General features: G+C 62.2%; 13 protein-coding genes and 1 tRNA gene. 6 read left to right on the top strand and 8 right to left on the bottom strand.

What is annotated here, in order from left to right:
* Nucleotides 1–122 precede the first annotated feature (122 nt).
* Nucleotides 123–1,472, top strand: coding sequence for a uracil-xanthine permease family protein (locus tag QZS21_RS05490; RefSeq protein ID WP_295581121.1), 1,350 nt, complete (start codon nucleotides 123–125; stop codon nucleotides 1,470–1,472).
* Nucleotides 1,473–1,740: 268 nt separating this feature from the next.
* On the opposite strand, the gene QZS21_RS05495 is transcribed toward QZS21_RS05490, so the two are convergent.
* Both QZS21_RS05495 and QZS21_RS05500 read right to left on the bottom strand, forming a co-directional pair.
* The gene (locus tag QZS21_RS05495) at nucleotides 1,741–3,129 is read right to left on the bottom strand and encodes an MATE family efflux transporter (protein WP_295581123.1); all 1,389 of its coding nucleotides are present in this window, start codon (nucleotides 3,127–3,129) and stop codon (nucleotides 1,741–1,743) included.
* A complete protein-coding gene (locus tag QZS21_RS05500; RefSeq protein ID WP_295581125.1) occupies nucleotides 3,126–3,575 on the bottom strand; it encodes a MarR family winged helix-turn-helix transcriptional regulator in 450 nt (149 codons plus the stop codon). Before QZS21_RS05500 ends, QZS21_RS05495 begins: the two co-directional genes overlap by 4 nt.
* 171 nt (nucleotides 3,576–3,746) lie before the next feature.
* On the opposite strand from QZS21_RS05500, the gene QZS21_RS05505 reads away from it, so the two are divergent.
* Complete coding sequence (locus QZS21_RS05505; protein WP_295581127.1) at nucleotides 3,747–4,592, top strand: DegV family protein; 846 nt, start codon at nucleotides 3,747–3,749, stop codon at nucleotides 4,590–4,592.
* Nucleotides 4,593–4,726: 134 nt separating this feature from the next.
* Here QZS21_RS05505 and rbr read toward each other — a convergent pair whose 3' ends face one another.
* Nucleotides 4,727–5,341, bottom strand: a complete 615-nt coding sequence (gene rbr / locus QZS21_RS05510) for a rubrerythrin (protein ID WP_295581129.1) — start codon at nucleotides 5,339–5,341, stop codon at nucleotides 4,727–4,729.
* Between the two features lie 87 nt (nucleotides 5,342–5,428).
* Here rbr and trxB point away from each other — a divergent pair, with 87 nt between their 5' ends.
* Nucleotides 5,429–6,334, top strand: a complete 906-nt coding sequence (gene trxB, locus QZS21_RS05515) for a thioredoxin-disulfide reductase (protein WP_295581131.1) — start codon at nucleotides 5,429–5,431, stop codon at nucleotides 6,332–6,334.
* Between the two features lie 245 nt (nucleotides 6,335–6,579).
* On the opposite strand, the gene QZS21_RS05520 is transcribed toward trxB, so the two are convergent.
* The 3 genes from QZS21_RS05520 to QZS21_RS05530 form a co-directional block, all read right to left on the bottom strand.
* Nucleotides 6,580–8,328 (bottom strand): Na/Pi cotransporter family protein, encoded by a 1,749-nt coding sequence (locus tag QZS21_RS05520; RefSeq protein WP_295581133.1) that lies wholly within the window; start codon nucleotides 8,326–8,328, stop codon nucleotides 6,580–6,582.
* A 266-nt stretch (nucleotides 8,329–8,594) separates the two neighbouring features.
* The gene (locus tag QZS21_RS05525; protein WP_295581135.1) at nucleotides 8,595–9,461 is read right to left on the bottom strand and encodes a patatin family protein; all 867 of its coding nucleotides are present in this window, start codon (nucleotides 9,459–9,461) and stop codon (nucleotides 8,595–8,597) included.
* Nucleotides 9,462–9,491: 30 nt separating this feature from the next.
* The gene (locus tag QZS21_RS05530; RefSeq protein WP_295581137.1) at nucleotides 9,492–9,722 is read right to left on the bottom strand and encodes a helix-turn-helix domain-containing protein; all 231 of its coding nucleotides are present in this window, start codon (nucleotides 9,720–9,722) and stop codon (nucleotides 9,492–9,494) included.
* Nucleotides 9,723–10,032: 310 nt separating this feature from the next.
* On the opposite strand from QZS21_RS05530, the gene QZS21_RS05535 reads away from it, so the two are divergent.
* From QZS21_RS05535 to QZS21_RS05545, 3 genes are all read left to right on the top strand, one after another.
* Nucleotides 10,033–11,508, top strand: coding sequence for a DUF1538 domain-containing protein (locus QZS21_RS05535; RefSeq protein WP_295581201.1), 1,476 nt, complete (start codon nucleotides 10,033–10,035; stop codon nucleotides 11,506–11,508).
* Between the two features lie 38 nt (nucleotides 11,509–11,546).
* Nucleotides 11,547–12,212: a P-II family nitrogen regulator gene (locus QZS21_RS05540; protein ID WP_295581139.1), complete on the top strand. Its 666-nt coding sequence runs from the start codon at nucleotides 11,547–11,549 to the stop codon at nucleotides 12,210–12,212.
* Nucleotides 12,213–12,643: 431 nt separating this feature from the next.
* Nucleotides 12,644–14,284, top strand: coding sequence for a hypothetical protein (locus tag QZS21_RS05545; RefSeq protein ID WP_295581141.1), 1,641 nt, complete (start codon nucleotides 12,644–12,646; stop codon nucleotides 14,282–14,284).
* Nucleotides 14,285–14,473: 189 nt separating this feature from the next.
* On the opposite strand, the gene QZS21_RS05550 is transcribed toward QZS21_RS05545, so the two are convergent.
* Nucleotides 14,474–14,565, bottom strand: a tRNA-Ser gene (locus QZS21_RS05550).
* A 151-nt stretch (nucleotides 14,566–14,716) separates the two neighbouring features.
* Nucleotides 14,717–14,896, bottom strand: coding sequence for a hypothetical protein (locus QZS21_RS05555; protein ID WP_295581143.1), 180 nt, complete (start codon nucleotides 14,894–14,896; stop codon nucleotides 14,717–14,719).
* Nucleotides 14,897–14,958: the final 62 nt, after the last annotated feature.

Consider the following 14,958-nt stretch of genomic DNA (forward strand, 5'->3'; position numbering starts at 1 on the left):
GCTTCTGTTCTGCAAAGATTTTTAGACAATCAAAAATTTTGTTTGCTTTCACCAAAAGCTGTGGTATCATAGAGGAGAAATCGGAAAAAACGACGAACAGGGTTTGAAAGGGGAACACCGCCATGGAAATACCCAACTCCCGCAGTCTGCTGTTTCAGTTCCGGGGCGTCCCGCCGCTGGGCACCTCCGTCTCTCTGGCGTTTCAGCATCTGGTGGCCATGATTGTGGGCTGCGTCACGCCGCCCATCATCATCGCCGGGGCCGTGGGGCTGGGCCAGGCGGACCGGGTGCTGCTGATCCAGGCCTCCCTGGTGATGTCCGCCGTGTGCACGCTGTTCCAGCTCTTCCCCATCGGGGGGCGGTTCGGCTCCGGTCTGCCGGTGATTCTGGGGGTCAGCTTTGCCTATGTGCCCAGCATGCAGGCCATCGCCGCCTCCGGCGGCGGCATCTCCGCCATTGCCGGAGCCATGCTGGTGGGCGGCGTGGTGGCGATTCTGGTGGGGGTGTTCGTCAAGCGCATCCGCCTGCTGTTCCCGCCGGTCATCACTGGGACGGTGGTCTTCACCATCGGCCTCTCCCTCTACCCCACCGCTATCAACTACATGGCCGGCGGCACCGGAAACACGGCAGAGGCCGTGGCGGCCAAGGGCCTTTCGGAGGCGCTGGTCTACGGCTCCTGGCAGAACTGGCTGGTGGCCGCCCTGACGCTGACGGCGGTGATGGTGCTGAACCACTATGGGAAGGGACTTTGCAAGCTGGCCTCCATCCTGCTGGGCATGGTGTTCGGATACGGCGTGGCGGCGCTCTTCGGCATGGTGAGCTTTGCCGACGTGGGGACGGCGGCCTGGTTCTCCCTGCCCCGCTTTCTCCACTTCGGCGTCAGCTTCGACGCCCCCAGCTGCATCGCGGTGGGGCTGCTGTTCGCCATCAACTCCATTCAGGCCATCGGGGATTTCACCGCCACCACCGTGGGCGGCATGGACCGGGACCCCACGGACCGGGAGCTCCAGGGCGGCATCATCGCCTACGGCGCCACCAACATCCTGACGGCCCTCTTCGGCGGCCTGCCCACCGCCACCTATTCCCAAAACGTGGGCATCGTCACCACCAACCGGGTGGTGAACCGGACGGTGTTTGCCCTGGCGGGGGGCTTTCTGCTGCTGGCGGGGGTGTCCCCCAAATTTGCGGCGGTGCTGACCACCATTCCCCAGTGCGTGCTGGGGGGCGCCACCATCACCGTGTTTTCCACCATCGCCATGACCGGCATGAAGCTCATCGCGTCCCAGGAGCTGACCGCCCGGAACACCACCATCGTGGGGCTGTCCGCCGCCCTGGGCGTGGGGATCTCCCAGGCCAGCGCCGCGCTGAGCCAGTTTCCGGAGGCGGTGACCATGATCTTCGGCAAGTCTCCGGTGGTGATCGCCACGCTGATGGCGGTGCTGCTGAATTTGATTCTGCCGCGGGAGAAGTGAAAAGAGGCCGGTCCGGCGTTTGCCGGACCGGCCTTCCTGCGTTCCCGGGAGAGTGGGGGATGGCCGCGTTCTGCGCGGTCGTCCCTCACCCCCCGTGGGGCGGCGTTCTCCCGCCCCTGCGCCGATGCGCGGATTTTCCCGTCCTGCCCCTGGGGCGAAACTCCCCCGCTCCCCACCGGGGCACGGCGGCCCCATGTGGAACAACCCCCCAGAATCCAAGCAGCCGGTCCGGCCTGACGGCCAAACCGGCTGCTTTGGAAGCGGTGCGCTATTTCCCGGAGGGATCCCCCTCCAGCTCCGCCATGCTCTTTTTGAATTGAAGGGCAAACAGAATCGCCGTGGTGCACACCGCCAGAAAGTCCGCCACCGGCTCCGCCAGGAACACGGCGAAGGCCTTGTTGGCAAAGAAATTGGGCAGGATATAGATCAGGGGCACCAGCAGGATGATTTTCCGCAGCACTGCCAAAAACAGGGAGGTCTTGGCGTTGCCCAGGGCGATAAAGGTCTGCTGGCAGGCGATCTGAACGCCGAAAATGCCGGTGGCGGCCATATAGATCCGCAGGGCCCAGGCGGCGTAGTTCACCAGGTCGGGGTTGCTGTTGAAAATCAGGGCGAACATCCGGGGGAACAGCTGCACCAGAATCCACAGCGCCAAGGAGTAGGTGACGCAGGCTTTCAGCAGGCAGAGGAAGGCCGCCCGCACCCGGTGGGCGTTCCGGGCGCCGAAGTTGTAGCTGATGATGGGCTGGGCCCCCTGGGTCAGGCCCTGGAGAGGCATCATGGCGAACTGCATGATGCTGGTGAGCACCGTCATGGCGCCAACGGCGATGTCCCCGCCGTACTTCAGCAAAGAGGAGTTGAAGCACACGGCGATGAGGCTCTCCGTGGACTGCATGATGAAGGGGGCCAGGCCCAGGGCCAGACAGGGCAGGACCACCTTGGCCTGGGGCCGCAGGTCCTCCCGCCGCAGCCGCCACTTGGTCTGCTTCCCCAGCAGGAACCGCAGGACCCACACCGCCGACACCGCCTGGGACAAGATGGTGGCCAGCGCCGCCCCCCGGACGCCCATGTTCAGCCCGAAGATGAAGATGGGGTCCAAAATGGTGTTCAAAACGGCACCGATCAGCACCGTTTTCATGCTGACGGTGGTGAAGCCCTGGGCGGTGATATAGGCGTTCATACCCAGGGTCAGCTCCACAAAAACGGTGCCCAGGGCGTAAATCCGCATGTAGTCCAGGGCGTAGCCGATGGTGTTCTCACTGGCGCCGAAGGTCAGCAGCAGGGGCCTGGCATACACCCGGAACACCACCGACAGCACCAGGGACACCACCAGCAGCATGGTGAAGCAGTTGCCCATGATGTGCTCCGACTGACGCACGTCGCCCCGCCCCTCGGAGATGGAGGCCCGGGGGGCGCCGCCCATGGCCAGCAGGGCCGCGAAGGCGGAGATCACCATGATGATGGGCAGGCAGACGCCCACGCCGGTGAGGGCCAATTGGCCCACGGTGTCCACCGGCGTCATGTGGCCGATGTACACCCGGTCCACCAGGTTGTAGAGCATGTTGACGATCTGGGAGGTGATGGTGGGCAGCGCCAGGGAAAACAGCAGCTTCCCCACGCTCCCCGTGCCCAGATCCACGCCTTTTGGTCCGCTCATCTGCCGCCCTCCTCCGCCAAAGCGTCTCCGTTGTCCAGCACCCGCTCCAAAAAGGCCTGGAACTGTTCCGATTCCTCCGGGGAAAAGCCGGAGAACAGCCGGGCAGCGCAGGCGCTCTGCACCGCCTGGGCCCGCCGGGCCAGAGGCAGGGCCTCCTCCGCCAGGGCCAGGTGGACGATCCGCCGGTCCGTCCCGTCGGGCCTGCGGTGCAGCAGCCCCTGGGCCGCCAGCAGCTCCACCGCCTGGGACACCTGGGACTTGGACAGGCCCCGGAACTCCGTCACGTCCCGGGCGGTATCATAGCCGGGGTTGTTGCTCAAAAACAGCAGCACGTTCATCTCCCGCATGGACAGGCCGCTCTGGGCCAGCAGCGGCGCAAATTGGCGGGCATAAAACCGCCCGAACTGCTGATAGAATTGCAGCAGACGGGTATAGGATATGGCCATGGGACACCTCCGTTTGTTTTGCAAAAAACAGTTTTGAACAGAACAGTTACTACCATACCACCCAAAGGCGGACCTGTCAAGAGGAAGGCGTTTGGGCATTGACAAACAGCGGCAGACGCGGTATGATGGTGTAAAATATGATATACAAAACTATATTACAAGGAGAATCATATGACTTGGAATATTGTGTGTGACAGCAGCTGCGACCTGCGGACCAGCGACTTCGAGAGCGAGCTGATGCGGTTTGAGACGGTGCCGCTGCGGCTGCAGGTGGGCGAGCGGGAATTCGTGGACAACGACCAACTGGAAGTGGGGGAGCTGCTGGCGGCCATGGCCGCGGAGAAGAGCGCCTCCTCCACCGCCTGCCCCTCCCCGGCGGCCTTTGCCCGGGCCTTTGAAAAGGGGGACCGGACGGTGTGCTTCACCATCTCCTGCAACCTCTCCGGCACGTACAACGCCGCCGTACTGGGCCGGGAGATGGTGCTGGAGGAGCACCCGGAGAAGGAGATCTGCATCATCGACTCCAAGGCCACCGCCGGGGCGATGGTGCTGCTGATCCGCCGGGCCAGGGAGCTGGTGGAGGCGGACCCCGAGGCGGAGTTTGAGGACATCTGCAATCAGCTGCGGGTGTACCAGGCGGCGCTGCGGACCTGCTTCACCCTGGAGAGCTTCGACAACCTCATTAAAAACGGGCGGATGCGCCCGCTGGTCGGCACGCTGCTCCACACGCTGGGCATCCACGTCATCGCCGAGGCCACGCTGCAGGGCACCATCCATGTGGCGGATAAGGCCCGGGGGGAGGCCAAGACCTACAAGGCCCTCACGGCCCTGATGGCGGCCAGCAAGGACTGCGCCGGGGGAGAGGTGGTCATCTCCCACTGCGAGAATCTGGCGGGGGCCCTGCGGCTGAAGGAGCAGATTCTGGCGGACCTGCCGGTAAAGCGGGTGGATATCCTGCCCTGCCGGGGGCTCACCAGCTTTTACGCCATGGAAAAGGGCCTCATTGTGGGCTATTGAGGACCGCGCGGTTCCGGTTTTGTCAGGGCGTCCCCGCCGGATGGGCGGGGGCGCCCTTTGTATTGCGGGGGCGGGGGCCCTGGGCGGAAAAAGAGCGCCGCGGCATCTGCCGCGGCGCTCTTTTTGGAAGGTTTTCAGCGGTTCAGCACGGAGGCACCGCCGTAGGGGACCATCTCCAGGCGGATGAAAAAGCCCTGGTCGTGGTCGCAGACGGGGCAGCTCTTGGGGGCCTCCAGCCCCTCGTGGATGTGTCCGCAGTTCAGGCACATCCAGCCGCACTGGGTGTCGGAGACGAAGAGCTTGCCGCTCTCCAGCAGGTCCGCGAAGTGACCGAAGCGGTTGCCGTGGGTCTGCTCAATCCGGGCGATCTGCTGGAAGGAGGCGGCCACCGGGGCGAAGCCCTCCTCCCGGGCGGTTTCGCCGAAGGCCTTGTACACCGGGTCGAACTCCTCGTACTCGTTGTGCTGGGCGTAGCGCAGCAGCTGCACCACGTCGCGGGTGTAGTCCACGGGGTAGCCGCCGTCAATCTGGACGGTCTGGCCCCCCAGCTCCTTCATGTGGTTGTAAAAGATTTCCGCGTGCTCCTTCTCCTGGCTGGCGGTGAACTGGAACACCGCCTCCAGCACGTGGAGCTTTTGCTGCTTGCACAGCGAGGCGGCGAAGGTGTAGCGGTTCCGGGCCTGGCTCTCGCCGGCGAAGGAGCGCATCAGGTTCTTCAAAGTCTCGCTGTCCTGAAAAGAAACGGCCATGGAAAGTTCCTCCTGCTTTCGTTGATGGGGGTATTTTTTGCAAAGCGGCGGATACTATGCATGATTTTCAACGGACGGAGGGGCCATATGGAGGATGTTTTGATCGTTGGCAGCGGCCCGGCGGGAGACGCCGCCGCCCTGTACGCCGCCCGGGCAGGGCTGCGGACGTTAGTGCTGGCGGGGACGGAGCCCGGCGGACAGCTGGGCACCACCGAGGAGGTGGAGAACTACCCCGGGGTGGAGCTGGTGGGCGGCATGGAGCTGGCGGAGCGGCTGCGCCGGGGAGCGGAGGCGGCCGGGGCGGTGTTCCGGTGGGAGGCGGCGTCGGCCCTGGCGCTGGCGGGGGAGGCCAAGCGGGCGGAGACGGCCCAAAATACCTATACCGCCCGGGCGGTGATCTGCGCCATGGGCGCGGCGCCCCGGCGGCTGGAGGTGCCGGGGGAGGAGGCCCTGCGGGGCCGGGGCGTCAGCTACTGCGCCACCTGCGACGGGGCCTTTTTCAAGGGAAAGACGGTGGTGGTGGCCGGAGGCGGCAACTCCGCGGCGGGAGAGGCGCTGACGCTGTCCCGCCTGTGCCGGCAGGTGTACCTCCTCCACCGGCGGGACACCCTGCGGGCGGAGCGGCAGTACCTCCGCCGGCTGGAGGCGGCGGAGAACGTGGCTTTCCTCTGGAACGCCCGGGTGGAGGCCATCCTGGGGGAGAGCGCCGTCCAGGGCGCGGCCTACACGGACCTGCCCACGGGGGAGCGGCGGGAGGTGGCCTGCGACGGGGTGTTTGTGGCGATTGGCCGCCGTCCCAGCACGGCGCTGCTGGCGGGGCAGGTGGCCCTGGACGAGTGGGGATACGTGCTGGCGGACGAGACCACCCGGACGGAGGTGCCCGGGGTGTTCGCCGCCGGGGACCTGCGGGCCAAGCCCCTGCGGCAGATCGTCACCGCGGCGTCGGACGGCGCCGTGGCGGCCCACATGGCAGAGCGGTATCTGGACCGTTGAGACAGGCCCTCCGGCGTCAACCAGAGGGCTTGCGACTGCCCGAGGGAGCCGCGGGTACGCGCCCGGGAGGAGTGCGGTCCGCCGGGAGCGCACCCGGGGATCGAAACGCCCGCTTTGCCGCGCACACGCCGCGGCAAAGCGGGATTCCCTTTGCGGCTCATGGTCCCGGCGGCGAACCGCTGGGAGACCTTATCGGCAAATGAAAGCCCTCCGGCCATAGGCCGGAGGGCTTGTCCCTTTTTCGTTTAAGGGGTGGGCAGGCGGTATTTCTGCATGTCCTGCTTCAGCGTGGTGTTGAAATCCCCTGCCACCTTGACGTCGTGGAGGTAGGCGTGGCGGTTCAGGCCGCCGTCTCGCTCTTCGATGATGCATACGGCGATGTTGGAGCAGTGGTCGGACACCCGCTCGAAGTTGGTGAGCAGGTCGTTGAGGACGAAGCCCAATTGAATGGTGCACTCCCCGGTCTGGAGGCGGCGGATGTGACGCAGACGGATTTCCTCGATCAGCTGGTCGATGGTCTCCTCCAGGGGCTCCACGGTCCGGGCGGCCTGGGGATCGTCGGCGGAGAAGCAGGCGAAGGACAGCGCCATGATGTCCCGCAGGGCGTCCAGCAGCACCTGGAGCTCCGCCTCGGCGGTCCGGGAGAAGTGGAGGTCCTTCTCGTGGAGCTCCTGGGCGGACTCCTGGAGGTTCAGGGCGTGGTCGCCGATGCGCTCAAAGTCGCTGATGGCGTGGAGCAGGCGGGAGACGGTCTGGATGTCGCTCATGGACACGCCGTGCTGGGAGATCTCCACCAGGTAGGCCCCCAAATGGTCCTCGTAGGTGTCCAGCTTGTCCTCATTGGAGAGAATCTGGGCCTCCCGGGTTTCCGTGTAGCCGGAGAGCTGGTCGATGGCGAGGAGCAGCGTCTCGTGGGCCAGTTTGCCCATGCGGTTGGCCATGGACACGCACTCGTTGATGGCCACGCCGGGGGTCCGCATCAGCAGGGGGTCCAGGAAGGCGAACTGCTCGGTCTTGTTCTCCGTCCGCACCAATCTCCGCGCCAGCTTTTCCAGCTGGCGGGAGAAGGGCAGGAGCAGCAGGGTGGTGAACACGTTGAACACGGTGTGGCACAGGGCGATGCCCACGGCGCCCACCGAGAACTCCATAAAGCCGAAGTGGAAGATGGCGTGGCCGCCGTAGAAGAGGATCAGGCACACCAGGGTGCCGATGACGTTGAAGGAGATGTGGATGACCGCCACCCGTTTGGCGTTGCGGTTCACGCCAATGGAGCTGAGCAGGGCGGTGACGCAGGTGCCGATGTTCTGGCCCATGATGATGGGAATGGCCATGCCGTAGGTGATGGAGCCAGTGAGGGCCAGGGCCTGTAAGATGCCCACGGACGCGGCGGAGGACTGGATGACGCCGGTGAACACCGCGCCCACCAGCACGCCCAAGAGGGGATTGTTGAAGGCAGTGAGCAGGCTGGAGAACTGGGGCATGTCGGCCAGGGGACTGACGGCCTGCTTCATCAGCTCCATGCCGTACATCAAAATGGCGAAGCCCACCATGATCCGGCCGATGTCCCGGCGGCGCTGCTTTTTGGACCCCATGATGAGGATGATGCCCGCCAGGGCCACCAGGGGGGAGAAATTCTCCGGTTTGAGCAGGTTGATGAACACGCTCTCGCTCTCAATGCCCGTCAGGGACAGGATCCAGGCGGTCAGGGTGGTGCCGATGTTGGAGCCCATGATGACGCCGATGGTCTGGCCCAGCTCCATGACGCCGGAGTTCACCAGGCCCACCAGCATCACCGTCATGGCGGAGGAGGACTGGATGGCGATGGTGATGCCGGCGCCCAGCAGCAGGCTCTTCAGGGGGCTGGAGGTCATGCGTTTCAGGAGGCGTTCCAATTTGCCGCCCGCCATCTTCTCCAGGCTCTTGGACATGGTGTTCATGCCGTAGAGGAAGAAGGCCAGGCCGCCGCAGAGGGTAAAGACAGAAAAGATGTCCATGCCAATGCTCCTTTATCCGTTCCCATATTTACAAGATTTGCGCCGTGCCGCAAGGAAACACCATCAGCCGCCGCGGCGGCTAATGGTATCAATCAGATATGCTTATGCAGCGAATCCATTATATATGTAAATGCCGGGGGAGGAAAGAGGCCGGGGCGATTTTTGTAAGAAATGGGTAAAATGCCGGGGCGCGGCCGGGAGAAATGGGAAAAACTTTGTGAGAAACACAAAAAGAGGCGCCGGCCCTCCGGACCGGCGCCGCGGGATCAAAGGGGGGCGCCGCCCTCCCACAGGACGCGGACCGCCTCGGCGGAGCGGCGGCCGGCAAAATAGCCGGACTGCCACAGCGCCCGGAGCACCTCCACGTCCCGCTCCGTCCGGGAGCAGCCCAGGGTGTCCTCCGGCGCGATGACCAGGGCGCCGCCCGCCGCCTCCAAGGCGAAGAGGGCCGCCCGGCTCTCGTTGTAAGCCGTCGCCCGGCGGCGCATGGTCTCCAGAAACCGGGGGTATTTGCGGAAGGTCCGCTCCAGCACCGGGAGGCTCCGGTCCGTCTCCTTGCGGTAGTCCCGCTCCCGGGTCAGGACCACCACCAGCCGGTCGCAGCCCAGCTCCAGGGCGCGGCGCCAGGGGATGGGATCGGCGCAGCCGCCGTCCAGATAGGGCTGGCCGCCGATGTGGAACACCGGGAACATCAGGGGAATGGCGCAGGTGGCCTCCAGCAGCAGGTTGGGGCTGTCCCGCCGGGGGACGGGCAGGTAGTCCGCCCGGCCGGTGTCCAGATTGGTGACCACCGCCTCCACCGTGCCGGGGTAGGCGTCGAAGGTGTCGTAGTCAAAGGGGAGGAGCTGGTTGGGGATGGTCTCGTAGGAGAATTTCAGCCCGAAGTAGCACCGGTTCTCCCGGTCGGCCAGGTTCCGCCAGCCCATGTAGCGGCGGTCATTGGCAAAGGTGGTCAGCAGTTTCAGGTTCCGGCGGCTCTGCCGGGAGAGGTAGCTGACGCCGTAGGCAATGCCGGCGGAGACGCCGATGGTGTAGTCCGGCAGGGGCAGCCCCCCGTCCAAAAAGGCGTCCAGCACGCCGGCGGAAAAGATGGTCCGCAGGGCGCCGCCCTCCAGAACCAGACCGGTTTTCATACAAGGTCACTTCCTTTGAAGAAATGGAACTCACACTTGGAAAAAGGCGTCGTACTCCACGCCCAGGACCTGCTTGAGCGCCTGAAGGTCGCCGGCCTTGATGTTCCGGCGGCCGGACTCGATGCCCGCCAGGGTGCTGCGGGACATCAGGCTCCCCAGCAGCTGGAGCTGCTGGGCCACCTGGGACTGGGTCATGTGCCGGGCCAGGCGGGCCGCCCGGATGTTTCGCCCCAGCGGAATGTCCTGGATCAGACACTGCATGGAAAGCCCTCCTTTTTCGCCGGCGACGGCGGAGTGGATTCTTTTCCAATTATACCGGAACCGGCCGAAAAGATTGTGACCAATCCGTAACATTTTCCGCAGGATGCCAAAAACCCGCCCCTGTGAAGAAACCGCTAAAATCCCAAAAGCGGGCCATTTCGCGTGGAGAAGCCCCTCCAAATATGGTATCATGGAACACACGAGGCTTTTGTCGGCTTTTGGAATGTTTGTGGAGGTGAAGCGATTGGGCGTCCTGCGGACGGAGTGGCGGGAGAGTGCGGGCCAGACCAAGACCATCCTGGGGGAGAAGATGCGGGAGGCCCTGGCCTCCGTGCTGCCCATCACCGCCATCGTGCTGGTGCTGTGCTTCACGGTGGCGCCGGTGCCGGTGGAGGTGCTGCTGGCCTTTCTCATCGGCGCGGTGCTGCTGATTGCCGGCATGGGGCTGTTCACCCTGGGGGCGGAGACCGCCATGATCCCCATCGGCGAGCGGGTGGGCGCCCGGATGACCCGATCCCGGAAGCTGTGGGTGGTGGTGTCGGTGAGCTTTCTCATCGGCGTGGTCATCACCGTGTCGGAGCCGGACCTCCAGGTGCTGGCGGAGCAGGTGCCCGGCGTGCCCAACGCCCATCTGGTGGGGGCCGTGGCGGTGGGCGTGGGGATATTCCTGGTGGTCGCCCTGCTGCGGATTTTGTTCCGGGTGCCTTTGCGATGGCTGCTGATCGTGTCCTACGCGGCGGTGTTTCCCCTGGCGGCCCTGGTGCCCGGGGACTTCCTGGCCATCGCCTTCGACTCCGGCGGCGTCACCACCGGGCCCATGACGGTGCCCTTCATCATGGCCCTGGGCCTGGGCGTCTCCTCCATCCGCAGCGACAAGGACGCCGCCCAGGACAGCTTCGGCCTGGTGGCACTGTGCTCCGTGGGGCCCATCCTGGCGGTGCTGGTGCTGGCCATGCTGTACCCCGCCGCCGGGACCTACGTGCCCGCGGCGGCGCCGGAGGCGGCGGACAGCCGGATGCTGTGGCACCTGTTCCAGGAGGGGCTGCCGGAGTACGCCCGGGAGGTGGCGGTGTGCCTGGCGCCCATCGCGGCGTTCTTCGCGGTGTTCCAGGTGGTGTCTTTGCGGCTGAAGCGAAAAAAAGTGTTGAAAATCATCGTGGGCCTTCTGTATACTGGTATGGGGCTGGTGCTCTTTCTCACCGGCGTCAACGTGGGCTTTCTGCCGGCGGGGACCTACCTGGGCCGCCAGATCGCCGGACTGACGTACAGCTGGGTGCTGGTGCCCATCGGGATGCTGATGGGCTGGTTCATCGTCCAGGCGGAGCCGGCGGTCCACGTGCTGAACCGGCAGGTGGAGGAGATCACCTCCGGAGCCATCCCCGGCAAGGCCATGAGCACCAGCTTGTCCATCGGTGTGGCGGTGTCCATCGGGCTGGCCATGACCCGGGTGCTGACCGGTATCTCCATCTTCACTTTTTTGGTGCCGGGGTACCTGGCGGCCATTGTGCTGTCTTTCTTCGTGCCCAGCATCTTCACCTCCATCGCCTTTGACTCCGGCGGCGTGGCCTCCGGCCCCATGACGGCCACCTTCCTGCTGCCCTTTGCCATGGGTGCCTGCGAGGCGCTGGGGGGAAACGTGGTCACCGACGCCTTCGGCGTGGTGGCCATGGTGGCCATGACGCCGCTGCTGACCATTCAGCTGCTGGGCCTGGTCTACCAGCGGAAGCTGGCGAAGGCCGCCCCGGCGGAGGAGCGGCCGGCGGACGAGGAGATCATCGAACTTTGAACAATTGGAACGAACGGCCGGAAGGGGGGACGCGTGGCATGGACGGCGCTGTGCTTGTCATCACCATCACAGACCGCAGCCGCAGCGGGGAATTTGCGGCCTGGTATCAGGCCCAGGGCATCCCCCTGGTGCTGACGGCCTTCGGGCAGGGAACCGCCACCACGGAGATTTTGGACTGCCTGGGCCTGGAGGCCGCGGAGAAGGCGGTGCTGCTGTGCGTGGCGCCTCGGTCGCCCCGCCTGGTGCGGCAGGCGGCCCGGGACTTGTGGCTGGACGTGCCGGGCCGGGGCATTTTGCTGACGGTGCCGGTGTCCAGCATCGGCGGCGCGGCGGCCCGGGACTATCTGCTGCAAAAGGAGGCGGAGGCGCACATGGAACGAGAGGGGACCCACGAGCTGATCGTGGTCATCACAAACCAGGGCCACACGGACCTGGTGATGGACGCCGCCCGGGAGGCCGGGGCCACCGGCGGCACCGCGGTCCACGCCAAGGGCACCGGCACGGACTTGGCGAAGAAGTTTTTCGGCGTGTCCATTGCCTCGGAGAAGGAACTGGTGTTCATCCTGGCCCGGGCAGAGGACCGCAGGCCCATTATGAAGGCGGTCATGGCCCAGGCGGGGATGCAGACGGAGGCCCAGTCCCTGGTGTTCTCCCTGCCCGTCAGCGACATCGCGGGACTGCGCCGCCTGGACGGGGACGCGTGATCCCACAGGAGAGATCCGTTTGAACAATGAGGGGCCGCAGCCTTTGGTTGCGGCCCCTCGTCTGCGGAGGACAGGGAGACAGGCGCCGAATCAAAAAGAAGCCCCGCCGCAGGCGGGGCTTCTTTTTGATTCGGGCATTTGGGAGGAAGCACCGGGCAAAGCGCTTCCCGCATCCCCCGTCCCACCCACGGCGAAGCCCAACGGCGTGGGTGCATGGCCTCGCGTTGACCAAAAAGTTGTAAGTCACAAATTCTTGATATGCAATGATAGGCTGCCTTCAGAAATCAATGGTATTAATCACGTTGTTTCAATTGATCCAGGATATAAAATGTGATAAAATTAAACAAAATTCATCAAAAATTTAAAAGTGGTCTATGCTGATTGCTGAAACTAAAGGGGATGAATGAATTATGCCAGGCTTGAATTCAACCATGTTTTATAAAGTCAAGTTTTCCATTTCTGGAAAGGATGCTGAGACCGATATTTTATGGAAGATTATCATGCACATTAAAAGTTGGCAGAGCAAGAAGTGCGCGAAACGGCATCTGATTATTACAAAAACGCTTCAGGACTGGAGCCAACTGAAATGGGGAGGGCAGATTTCTTCTATAGATAACAGTGTTTATATCAAATCGGAATATTTCAACTGTAGAGAAAATGAGAGCCAGTATTGGGCTTGCCAAGTCATTGAAAATTTGCAGCCTCAACCAGGGTGTGCCAACCGGGAATGGGTTACGGAAATCGGCTATGAACAGGAGTCGAGGGATGTAGCGGTTTTCTCTTGCGTCGTTTCCTACAGTGACCGGGCAGGGTTTATCGGTCCCTATATGGATACGCCGGAGCCCAGTATTCCAAATCTCATCCGAAATATCATTGCGGATAAGGAGATCCGTGCCTTTTGCGGCTCGGATACTTTGACAGGTAACGCCAAACAACTAAAAGCCGGGGACTGGCCAGAATTGTATGCGAAGATCAATGATCCGAATCGGCAGCTTCCCTATGTATTTATCAGCCCCCAAATTGTAAATAGAGAGACTGGGGAGAGTATCCATCTAATTCAAGCAGCACCGCTGGCCGACAAACTCTTTGGAAATGCCTTAATTTTCTATACCTCTGCTCCGGAATTTTCTCAAGAAATGCAGTATATGAACGATACATACGCCTGCTATGGGGGAGCACTCCGAGTCTATCAACCAAATACATTTGATTCAACGAAGCACCGTTATTTAAGTGCACGAGATATCGAGACCTATGGAGAGGAGCGAGTGGTTTCCTTCCTGGTGCGGGCTTTCGCCCAGAATGTCCACTTTTATGACTCCTTTTTCTGCCTGGACGAGTGCCGAAAAAAGAAGGCAGAATACAATCGGAACAAACGTCTGGAGGCACTTCGAGCGACGCATCAGGAACAGTTGAATCAGATGGAGACTGAGAAAACCGCTACTTTTGATTTGGCGATTCAGGAAGAAGAAAAATACCTAAGAGCAGAGGCAGAGCTTGAGCAACTACAGCAGAGCATCGATGAAGAACGGCAGAAAAACTTTAGCCTGAGGAGCCAAGTGGAGCAAATGCAAGCGGCAGCTGAAGAAAACAGCAGTCTTCGACTTGCTTTGGATGCTCGCTTGGATGTGTCGCTGTTGCCTGGAACGGTAGAGGCTGTCGTCACATACTTTGCTCAGATGTTTGCAGACAAACTTGTTTTTACTAACGATGCCCTCAGATCAATCAAGGATTGTACTTTAGCACCGGAGGAGTTATGGAAAGACTTTTTTGCTCTTGCAAATACAATGCGGGATCTTTACAAAACAGGTAGTGGAGATATCTTTTCAGTCTTTCACGAGAGAACCGGGATTGAGGCAAAGCGAGGAGAAGGTGCTGCGACCAGAAGTGACAAAAAACTTATGAAACAGTTTGAAACAGATTTGAACGGGGAGATTGTTGATATCGAAGCACATATTACCTATCCCAAACAGAAACAAAGTATCCACTTCGGCTACTCTGAAAAACTAAAGAAGCTGGTGATCGGACACTGTGGCGAGCATCTGGACAACTATTCTACCCGTAAGATAAAATAAGAAATGGCTTTAGTCAGTCCGATAGGTTTCACGAACGTAGTCGGATTGGCTGGGGCCGTTTGTAGCGAAGCAATTGCAAGTGCGCCGCAAATTTGGAGCCGTCAGCGGATAAGAGTGAATCAGGTGTTTGCTGTGCGGGGCGGAACAAAAAAGAAGGAATTTTGTCAAATGACAAAATTCCTTCTTTTTTGGCGGAGAAGGAGGGATTCGAACCCTCGAGACCCTTTAGGGGCCTACATGATTTCCAATCATGCGCCCTCGACCAACTAGGCGACTTCTCCATAACTGCCGGAGGCCCCCCAAAGGGAGACGCCGGCCCGCCGCCGCAGAGCGACAGCGTTATTATTATAGCAGAGGGCGGCGGAAAGTCAAGCCTAAAATACAAGTTTTTTCAAAAAAGGGCGGGGGGCTTCCGCCCTCCGCCCCCGCGCGTCAGCGCATTTCGGAAACGATGTTGTCCACGGCATGGTCCACGGCGACACCCAGCTTGTGAATGCTCTTCCCAACCTGCGTTTTCATGGGGTCCTTGCCGCCGGGCATCATCATTCCCACTGCGGCACCGGTCAATAATCCGGCGCCCATACCGACCCAAAATCCGGCACAGCTTTTCATTTCAGTCACTCCTTTTCCGGCTGGAGCTAGTATGACCCGGATTTCGCGAAAAAATCACCGAA

This window comes from uncultured Oscillibacter sp., from assembly GCF_900544955.1.
GTDB lineage: Bacteria > Bacillota > Clostridia > Oscillospirales > Oscillospiraceae > Oscillibacter.

Bases quoted from the DNA above. Each gene is read 5' to 3' on its own strand.
- QZS21_RS05500 (WP_295581125.1), bottom strand. From the start codon at position 3,575: ATGGCCATATCCTATACCCGTCTGCTGCAATTCTATCAGCAGTTCGGG.
- QZS21_RS05530 (WP_295581137.1), bottom strand. From the start codon at position 9,722: ATGCAGTGTCTGATCCAGGACATTCCGCTGGGGCGAAACATCCGGGCG.
- QZS21_RS05540 (WP_295581139.1), top strand. From the start codon at position 11,547: ATGGACGGCGCTGTGCTTGTCATCACCATCACAGACCGCAGCCGCAGC.
- QZS21_RS05520 (WP_295581133.1), bottom strand. From the start codon at position 8,328: ATGGACATCTTTTCTGTCTTTACCCTCTGCGGCGGCCTGGCCTTCTTC.
- QZS21_RS05490 (WP_295581121.1), top strand. From the start codon at position 123: ATGGAAATACCCAACTCCCGCAGTCTGCTGTTTCAGTTCCGGGGCGTC.
- QZS21_RS05525 (WP_295581135.1), bottom strand. From the start codon at position 9,461: ATGAAAACCGGTCTGGTTCTGGAGGGCGGCGCCCTGCGGACCATCTTT.
- QZS21_RS05555 (WP_295581143.1), bottom strand. From the start codon at position 14,896: ATGAAAAGCTGTGCCGGATTTTGGGTCGGTATGGGCGCCGGATTATTG.
- QZS21_RS05545 (WP_295581141.1), top strand. From the start codon at position 12,644: ATGTTTTATAAAGTCAAGTTTTCCATTTCTGGAAAGGATGCTGAGACC.
- QZS21_RS05505 (WP_295581127.1), top strand. From the start codon at position 3,747: ATGACTTGGAATATTGTGTGTGACAGCAGCTGCGACCTGCGGACCAGC.
- rbr (WP_295581129.1), bottom strand. From the start codon at position 5,341: ATGGCCGTTTCTTTTCAGGACAGCGAGACTTTGAAGAACCTGATGCGC.
- QZS21_RS05495 (WP_295581123.1), bottom strand. From the start codon at position 3,129: ATGAGCGGACCAAAAGGCGTGGATCTGGGCACGGGGAGCGTGGGGAAG.
- QZS21_RS05535 (WP_295581201.1), top strand. From the start codon at position 10,033: ATGCGGGAGGCCCTGGCCTCCGTGCTGCCCATCACCGCCATCGTGCTG.
- trxB (WP_295581131.1), top strand. From the start codon at position 5,429: ATGGAGGATGTTTTGATCGTTGGCAGCGGCCCGGCGGGAGACGCCGCC.